Annotated in this window: 8 protein-coding genes; all 8 read left to right on the plus strand. The window is 67.2% G+C overall.

Features of this window, described 5'->3' with window-relative positions; genetic code table 11:
- Positions 1-123 precede the first annotated feature (123 nt).
- Genes pyrH through INE98_RS11285 form a run of 8 tightly spaced genes read left to right on the plus strand, consistent with a single transcriptional unit; the run spans position 124 to position 8,506 of the window.
- On the plus strand, positions 124-843 hold the full coding sequence (gene pyrH, locus INE98_RS11250) for a UMP kinase (protein ID WP_293539031.1): 720 nt from the start codon (positions 124-126) through the stop codon (positions 841-843).
- A gap of 20 nt (positions 844-863) precedes the next feature.
- A complete protein-coding gene (frr, locus tag INE98_RS11255) occupies positions 864-1,427 on the plus strand; it encodes a ribosome recycling factor (protein ID WP_293539024.1) in 564 nt (187 codons plus the stop codon).
- Between the two features lie 22 nt (positions 1,428-1,449).
- Positions 1,450-2,235, plus strand: a complete 786-nt coding sequence (uppS, locus tag INE98_RS11260; protein WP_293539025.1) for a polyprenyl diphosphate synthase — start codon at positions 1,450-1,452, stop codon at positions 2,233-2,235.
- Complete coding sequence (locus INE98_RS11265) at positions 2,213-3,058, plus strand: phosphatidate cytidylyltransferase (protein WP_293539026.1); 846 nt, start codon at positions 2,213-2,215, stop codon at positions 3,056-3,058. The genes uppS and INE98_RS11265 overlap by 23 nt, the downstream gene beginning before the upstream one ends.
- The gene (dxr, locus tag INE98_RS11270) at positions 3,046-4,266 is read left to right on the plus strand and encodes a 1-deoxy-D-xylulose-5-phosphate reductoisomerase (protein ID WP_293539027.1); all 1,221 of its coding nucleotides are present in this window, start codon (positions 3,046-3,048) and stop codon (positions 4,264-4,266) included. The genes INE98_RS11265 and dxr overlap by 13 nt, the downstream gene beginning before the upstream one ends.
- 2 nt (positions 4,267-4,268) lie before the next feature.
- Entirely contained in the window at positions 4,269-5,471 is a 1,203-nt protein-coding gene (gene rseP / locus INE98_RS11275) for an RIP metalloprotease RseP (protein WP_293539028.1), read from the plus strand.
- A gap of 32 nt (positions 5,472-5,503) precedes the next feature.
- Positions 5,504-7,864 carry an outer membrane protein assembly factor BamA gene (gene bamA, locus INE98_RS11280; protein WP_293539029.1) on the plus strand — a complete coding sequence of 787 codons (2,361 nt, stop codon included), beginning with the start codon at positions 5,504-5,506 and terminating at the stop codon, positions 7,862-7,864.
- A 12-nt stretch (positions 7,865-7,876) separates the two neighbouring features.
- On the plus strand, positions 7,877-8,506 hold the full coding sequence (locus INE98_RS11285; RefSeq protein WP_293539030.1) for an OmpH family outer membrane protein: 630 nt from the start codon (positions 7,877-7,879) through the stop codon (positions 8,504-8,506).
- The last annotated feature ends 74 nt before the right edge of the window (positions 8,507-8,580 follow it).

Consider the following 8,580-nt stretch of genomic DNA (forward strand, 5'->3'; position numbering starts at 1 on the left):
GCCCTTCAGCGCCTGTCTTTCGGGGGCGTGGTGCGTTCGACGCGCGCCACGCCCCCGTTTTATGTAAACTCCTCCGAGATTCCCCGCCCACCCCAGAGCGGGCCCAGCCTGACGGATCGGCCCATGACCGCACCAAAGCCCCGATTCCGGAAGATCCTCCTGAAAATGTCCGGAGAGGTGCTGATGGGGGATTCCCTCTTCGGCATCGACACCGCGACCCTCGACCGCGTGGCGGCCGATATCAAGGAGGTGGTGGACGCCGGGGTTGAGGTCTGCCTGGTCGTCGGCGGCGGCAATATCTTCCGGGGCGTCTCCCTCGCGGGGCGGGGCATGGAGCGCGCCAGCGCCGACTACATGGGCATGCTGGCCACGGTGATGAACGCCCTAGCCCTGCAGGGGGCCCTGGAGAAGGCCGGGGTCGATACGCGCGTGCAGTCCGCCATTCCCATGGACGCGGTCTGCGAGCCCTACATCCGCCGCCGGGCCCTCCGGCACCTTGAGAAGGGCAGGGTGGTGATCTTCGCCGCCGGCCTGGGCGCACCCTTCTTCACCACCGACACACCGGCCGCCCTGCGGTCGGCGGAGATGGGCTGCGACGCCCTCTTCAAGGGCACGAGCGTCGACGGCGTCTACACCGCCGACCCCAAGAAGGACCCCGCCGCGCGCCGGTACGAGCAGCTGAGCTACCACGACGTCCTGGCCCAGGACCTCAAGGTCATGGACGCCTCGGCGATCGCCCTGATGCGCGACAACCAGATTCCCATCGTGGTCTTTTCCATCCGCGAGCCGGGCAACTTCATGAAGGTCCTCACCGGCCAGGGTGTCTTCACCACCATCAACTGAACGCAGAACGGGAACGCGTCATGCCTGCCGAAAAGCCCCAACTGTCCCGCTACCGCGACCGCATGGACAAGGCGGTCTCCGCCCTGAAGGAAGAGTTCGCCAGCCTGCGCACAGGCCGCGCCTCGGCGAGCCTGCTGGACCAGATCATGGTCGAGGCCTACGGCGCCACCACGCCGCTGAACCAGGTGGCGGCCATCACGGTTCCCGAGCCCCGTTCCATCAGCGTCAATGTCTGGGACCGCGGCGTGGTCGTGTCGGCCGAGAAAGCGATCCGCGCCTCGGGCCTCGGTCTGAACCCGGTGGTGGAAGGACAGACCCTCCGGATTCCGATCCCGCCCCTGACCGAGGAGCGCCGGCGTGATCTCGCCAAGATCGCGGCCAAGTACGCCGAACAGCAGCGCGTGGCGATCCGCAATGTCCGGCGTGAGGCCAACGACGACCTGAAGAAGGCCGAGAAGGACTCCGTCATCAGCCAGGACGAGCAGAAGCGGATGGAGTCGGAGATCCAGAAGATGACCGACGAGGCGGTCAAGCGGGTCGACGAGGCCTTGAAAACCAAGGAACAAGAGATCATGCAGGTCTAGCCCTGAGGCCTGCGGAGGGGAAATGGCCGACCGGTCCAAGACATCCACAGAACCGGCCGCGCCAGGGGCCGAAGGGGCTCCGGCAGGCGCGCCCCTTCACGTGGCGATTGTCATGGACGGGAACGGCCGTTGGGCGCACAAGCGCGGCCTGCCCCGCACCCTGGGGCATCGCGCCGGCGTCGAGGCGCTCCGGCGCATCGTGGAGGCCGCGCCAGGCCTGGGAATCCGCTGGCTCACCGTCTTCGGCTTTTCCACGGAGAACTGGAGCCGCCCCGCCGCGGAAGTGGCCGAATTGATGGCCCTTCCCAAGCGGTACTTCAAAGCGGACCTCAAGCGCCTGGAGCGCGAGGGCGTGCGGGTCCGCGCCCTGGGGCGCAGGGACGGCCTCAGCCAGGACCTCGTCGCCCTCCTGGAGGAGGCTGAGCACAGGACCGCCGGGAACGACAGGTTCTTTCTGCAGATCGCGTTCAACTATGGCGGGCAGGCGGATATCGCCGACGCCGCACGGCGTCTGGCGCAGGAGGTCGCAGCCGGGCGACTGGAGCCCTCGGCGATCGACGAGCGGGTCTTCAGCCAGACGCTTTCGACGGCGGGGCTTCCCCCTCCCGACCTCATCATCCGCCCCTCCGGCGAACAGAGGCTCTCCAACTTCCTTCTCTGGGAGGCCGCCTATGCCGAACTGGTGTTCCAGGATGTCCTCTGGCCGGATTATGACTCTGGCTGCCTGAGCGAGGCCATCCGCACCTTCCGCGCCCGGGATCGCCGTTTCGGGGGAGTCGTCTCAGATGACGTCCTTGTCGCCGGTTAGGGGCTTCGACTGGTCGAACCTCGCCCTGCGGGCGCTGTCGGCGGCGATCCTCCTGCCGGCGGCTCTCGCCGCTGTCTGGTTCGAGATGGGGCCGGGTCAGGCGGCCTGGCCGTTTCTGCTGATGGTGGTCGCCGCTGTCGCGAGGCTGTCCGTCGAGTGGGGACGGATGTCGGCGCCCGCGGGCAGGGTGCGGGTTTCCACTGCGGTCTGCGCCGCCATCCTGACGGCCATCTTCTTCGCCCAGCGGGACAACATGTTCATCGCCTGGGGTGTTCTGGCCGGAGGCGGCCTTCTGGCGGCGATCGTCGCCCGGGGTGTGGCGGAGCGCCCGGGGAACGCCGCCCTCGGGGTGTTCTACATCGGCGCGGCCGCCGTCTGCCTGATCTGGCTTCGCGCCATGCCGGAGGGGCGCTGGTGGGTGTTCATGGCCTTCGCCGTGGCCTGGACCGCCGATGTCGCCGCCTACCTCATCGGGAACCTCGTCGGCGGGCCGAAGCTCTGGCCGCGGTTCTCGCCCAACAAGACCTGGTCCGGTTTCCTGGCGGGTCTCCTGGCCGCGGCCCTGGCGGCGGTCGCCCTGGCGGCGCTTCCCGTCTTCAAGCTCAATCCCTGGGCTGCGGTCCTGGCGGGTCTCTGCGGCGGGCTGGCGGGCATGGCCGGCGATCTGTGGGAATCCATGCTGAAGCGCCGGTTCGGCGTGAAGGACTCCGGGACCCTGATCCCAGGCCATGGCGGCCTCCTGGACCGCGTTGACGGGCTGATGTTCGTGGTCGTGGTCCTGTCCATCTTCCGCCTCGTGAATCATCTGGGATGGGGACATTGAGCCTCCCGCGGACCGTCTCGGTTCTGGGGTCTACAGGATCAGTCGGCGTCTCCACGCTGGATCTGCTGGGCACCCTCGGAGGGCCCGTCAGGGTCCGCGCCCTGACCGGCGGCCGGAATGTGAGCCTGCTGGCCGAGCAGGCTCTGAAGTGGCGGCCCGAAGTCGCGGTCATCGCCGATCCGGAGGGCGTGGAGGAACTGGCGCGACGTCTGCGGGGGACCGGTATCGCCGTGGAGGCGGGGGAGGGGGCTGTCCGGACGGCTGCGGCCCTTCAGGCCGACTGGGTGATGTCGGCCATAGTGGGGTTTGCAGGCCTTGCGCCAACCTTGGCGGCGGTGGAGTCCGGTGCGGTTGTCGCCCTGGCCAACAAGGAGAGCCTGGTGTGCTCCGGCCCCGCTCTTCTGCGCCGGGCCCGGCTCTCGGGGGGGGCGGTCATTCCCGTCGATTCCGAACACTCCGCCATCTTCCAGACCCTGGATCCGACCCAGGCCTCCCAGGTGTCCCGTCTGGTGCTGACCGCTTCGGGCGGCCCCTTCAGGACCTGGTCGTCCGAGCGGATGTCCGCGGCGACCCCGGAGGAGGCCCTGGCCCATCCGAACTGGGACATGGGCCCCAAGATCTCCATCGATTCCGCGACCATGATGAACAAGGGCCTCGAGATGATCGAGGCGGCCTATCTCTTCGGAATGGAGCCGGACCGGATTGATGTGGTGATCCACCCCGAGTCGATCCTGCACAGCCTGGTCGAATACGCCGATGGCTCCAGCCTGGCCCAGCTCGGCGCTCCGGACATGCGCACGCCCATCGCCGTGGCGCTCGCCTGGCCCGACCGGGTGGCCTGGCCGGCCCCCCGTCTTGACCTCGGAAGCCTTGGCCGACTGACCTTCGAGCCCCCGGATGAAAACCGTTTCCCCGCCCTCGGCCTGGCCCGGCAGGCGCTGCGCGCGGGCGGGCCGGCGCCCGGCTTGCTCAACGCCGCCAATGAGGTCGCGGTGGCGGCCTTCCTTGACCGTCGTATCGGCTATCTCGATATTGCCGCAATCGTGTCGGAAACCCTGGATAAGGCGGGTTCTGAAAACCTGGGAGACGACATGGCGGACCTCATGGCTGACGATTTGCTGGAGCAGGCGCGGCGCGTCGACCAGGCGGGTCGCCGGCTGGCCCAAGCCGCTGTCTCCGCCCTGCGGCCTTCCGGGGGAGCCGCCTGACCATGAACGTCGTGATTGAGTTCCTCTGGCATCTGACGCCCTTCATCCTCGTCCTCGCCCTGGTCGTGGTGGTGCATGAGCTCGGCCATTTCCTCGCGGCTCGGGCGTGCGGCGTGGCCGTCGAGCGGTTTTCGATCGGCTTTGGCCGGCCGATCTTCGCAAGGCGGGACCGTTCCGGTGTGGAGTGGCGGGTCGGCTGGATCCCGCTGGGCGGATACGTGATGTTCGCCGGCGATCCTAACGTCGCCAGCGTGCCGGACGCAGCCGGGCTCGAGGCCATGAAGGCGGAGATCCTCGCGCGGGACGGCCCGGAGGCGCTCGCCCGGCAGTATCATTTCAAGCCCGTCTGGCAGCGGGCCTTTGTGACGGCGGCGGGGCCCGCCGCGAACTTCCTTCTGGCGATCTTCCTCTTCGCCGTCCTGCTCATGACGATCGGCGAGCGCACCCTGGCGCCGCGCATCGGCATGGTGGAGCCCGGCAGCGTCGCGGAAGCCGCCGGCTTTCAGAAGGGCGACCTCGTGATCGAAGCCGCCGGTCGCCGGATCGGTTCCTTCCAGGACCTGATCGAGGTCATCCAGGTGCGGGGCGCCGTCGCCACGGACTTCGTCCTTGAGCGTGACGGGCGGACCGTACGCCTGACGGCCACTCCGGAGTGGCGGCGGATGGAAGCGGCGCCTGGCGCTCCCCGGGTGGGCCGGCTGGGCCTCGCGCCCACAGGTGAGGTCGTGCATCAGGCCTTCGGCCCCCTGGAGTCCGTTGCAAAGGGCGTGGAGCGGTCCTGGCGCGTTCTCACGACCAGCGTCTACGCCCTTGGACGAATGGTCACCGGCCAGATGTCGGCCGAGCAGTTGAACGGGCCTCTCGGAATCGCGCAGATGTCAGGCCAGATCGCCAAGGCGGGCGCCGAGGCCGCGCCGGATCTCGGCCGGAAATTCCTCTACGCCGGCGTGAACCTGGTCGCCCTCGCCGCCGTGCTGTCCGTCGGGATCGGCTTCATGAATCTGCTGCCCATCCCTGTCCTCGACGGGGGTCATCTTCTCTTCTACGCCTATGAAGCCGTGGCCCGGAGGCCGCTGGCGGCGAGCGTGCAGGCGTTCGGATACCGCGTAGGCCTTGCGCTGGTGCTGGCTTTGATGTTGTTCGCCACCTGGAATGATTTGCAGCGCCTGCAGGTCTTCCAGTTCTTAGGCGGTTTGCTCTCCTGATCACGCGCTTTCTCCCGGTGATGGCCCTGACAATGCAATTTCGACGCGCCCGCAGCGCAGCCTTCGTTTCAGGGCTCGCCATCCTCCTGGCCGGAGGCGCCATGCTCGCCCCGGCGCCCGCCCGGTCCCAGCCTGCCGTCCAGCAGGGCGTGGTCCAGCGTGTCATCGTCGCGGGTAATGAGCGGATCGAGCAGTCGACCATCCTGTCCTATCTGCCGATCGGTGTCGGTGACACGGTCGATCCGGCGCGCATCGACCTGGCGCTCAAGGCCTTGTTCAGGACCGATCTCTTCTCGGATGTCCGTGTGGCCCTTGTCGATGGCGACCTGACCATCCAGGTGGTCGAGAATCCGATCATCAACCGCGTCGTTTTCGAGGGGAACCGGGGTCTCAGGGAAGACAAGCTCCGCGATGAAGTCACCGTCCGCCCCAGGGGCATCTTCACCCGCGCCAAGGTCCAGGCGGACGTCCAGCGGATCATCGAACTCTACCGTCGGTCCGGCCGGATCGCCGCCGCCGTGACGCCCAAGATCGTCGAGCTGCCGCAGAAGCGGGTCGACCTGATCTTCGAAATCAACGAGGGCCAGAAGAGCGGGATCCTGGGCGTCAACTTCCTCGGCAATGTCGAGTTCTCGGACAACGACCTGCGCGATGTCGTCGTCACCGAAGAGACCGCCTGGTACCGGTTCTTCTCGAACAACGCCAACTACGATCCCGACCGCCTCGAGTTCGACAAGGAGCAGCTCCGCAAGCATTACCGGAACCGCGGCTTCTATGATTTCCGGGTGATCTCGGCGGTGGCGGAGCTGTCTCCGGCCCGTAACGGCTTCGCGGTGACCTACACCCTGGAGGAAGGGCCCCAGTACCGCTTCGGAAAGATCTCGGTCGAGACCGAGCTCAAGAAGCTGGATACCGCCGTTCTCACCCAGCTCGTACCCATTCGCAGCGGCGACCTGTACGAAGACGAGCAGATCGAAACCGCCACCGACGCCCTGACCTTCGCCGCAGGCGCCGCCGGCTTTGCCGCTGTGGATGTCCGTCCCCGCTACGTGGCCGACCCGGCCAAGCGGACCGTCGACGTGGTCTTTCAGGTCAACGAGGGGCCCCGGGTCTACGTCAACCGGATCGACATCGTCGGCAATACCCAGACCCTCGACCATGTGATCCGCCGGGAACTCAACCTTGTGGAAGGCGACGCCTACAACCGCGCCCTTGTCGACCGCTCGGAGAACAACCTCAAGGCCCTCGGGTTCTTCAAGGAAGTCACGATCGAGGAGACGCCCACCGCCAGCCAGGACCGGACGGATCTCCTCGTCCGGGTCGAGGAGCAGCCGACGGGTGAACTGACCTTCAGCGCCGGGTATTCGTCGGTTGACCAGCTGATGATCGATCTCGGCGTGACCCAGAGGAATTTCCGCGGGCGCGGTCAGGATGCGCGCGCGCGGGTCTCATGGGGATCCTTCCGGCAGCAGCTCGACTTCTCCTTCACCGAACCCCGGTTCATGGACCGTAATCTCCGGGCGGGCGGGGATCTCTATTACTTTGTCTACGACCTCTCCGAGTTCTCCTCCTACAAGACCACCTCTCTGGGCGGAAACCTGAGGATCGGCTTCCCGCTCACGACCAACGCCTTCATGACCATGCGCTATGTCCTCCGGGAGGATGACGTGCAGGTTCCGGACATCTTCTGCGATCCGTCACAGCAGCAGGTTTCCCAGACCCTGTGCGACCAGCGCGGCCGTTATGTGACCTCCCTGCTCGGCTATCAGGTGACTCTTGACCAGAGGAATGATCCCGTCCGGCCGACGCGCGGGTTCTTCGTCAGCGGGGCGCAGGACTTCGCGGGGCTTGGAGGGGACGTCAGGTACCTGCGCACCGAGCTGGAAGGCGGCTGGTACTACGGCTTCAACAAGGACTTCGTGCTCAGCCTTTCCGGCAGCGCTGGCTACATCGCCGGCTTTGGCGGCGACGTCATCCGGATCAATGATCGCTTCTACAAGGGCGGGAACAGCTTCCGGGGCTTCCGGGTCGCCGGCATCGGCCCCCGTGACATCAGCTTTGGCCGCTCGGACGCCCTGGGCGGCGAGGCGTTCGCCATTGGATCGGCGGAGCTGACGATACCGACCTTCATCCCGCAGCAGTATGGGATCCGGGCCTCCGTGTTCACCGACGTCGGAACGCTCGGCCTTCTCAATGACAAGGTCAAGATCGGGTCGGACGGGAGGCCAATCCCTGGAATCTTCGACGACCTGTCGCCCCGCGCCTCCGCCGGCCTTTCCGTCTTCTGGCGCTCTCCCATGGGGCCCATCCGCTTCGACTTCAGCCATATTCTCCAGCGCGAGGATTACGACAGGGTCGAAACCTTCCGCTTCTCGCAAACCACCAGATTCTGAGGCCTTCAGTTCATGAAACTCCCCATCTTCCTGACTGCAGCGGCCCTCGCCGCAGCGACCACCGCCGTCGCCCAGACCCCGCCCGCGCCGCCGCCGGTCAATCACGGAGCGCCCATAGCGGGGCTCTGCGTCCTGTCCCTGGACGGGGCGATCGGCGGATCGACGGTGGGCCGGTATGTCCAGACGCGCCTGCAGCAGATCACCCAGCAGGTCCAGACGGAGCTCACCTCGGAGCAGACGGCGATCCAGAACGAGGCCAGGACCCTCGATACACAGAAGGCGACCCTCGACCAGGGCGCCTTCGACCAGCGGAACGCCAGCCTGCAGGTCCGCGCGGCGGCCCTGCAGCGCAAGGCCCAGCTGCGCGAGCGCGAGCTTCAGGCGACCCAGCAGAAGGCCCTTGGCCGGGTCGGGGAAGAGCTGGAGCCTGTGATCCGCTCGGCCTACCAGCAGGCCCGTTGCAGCGTCCTGATCCAGCGCGACTCTGTGGTCCTCGCCAATCCGGCCATGGACATCACGCCCGCCGTGGTGACCGGCCTCAACGCGAAGATCACCCAGTTCGCCTTTGATCGCGAGCGCCTCGATCAGGCTGCTGCGCCGCCGGCTGCCGCGGCGCCTGCGCAACCCCCTCGCAGGCAGTAGGACCCCGGGCCTCCCGGGGCGGGTCGGGACGATGAGGGCCATGCCGGATTCACGCTTCTTCGAGAACGCGGGAC

The sequence above is a fragment of the Phenylobacterium sp. genome (assembly GCF_020253645.1).
GTDB lineage: Bacteria > Pseudomonadota > Alphaproteobacteria > Caulobacterales > Caulobacteraceae > Phenylobacterium.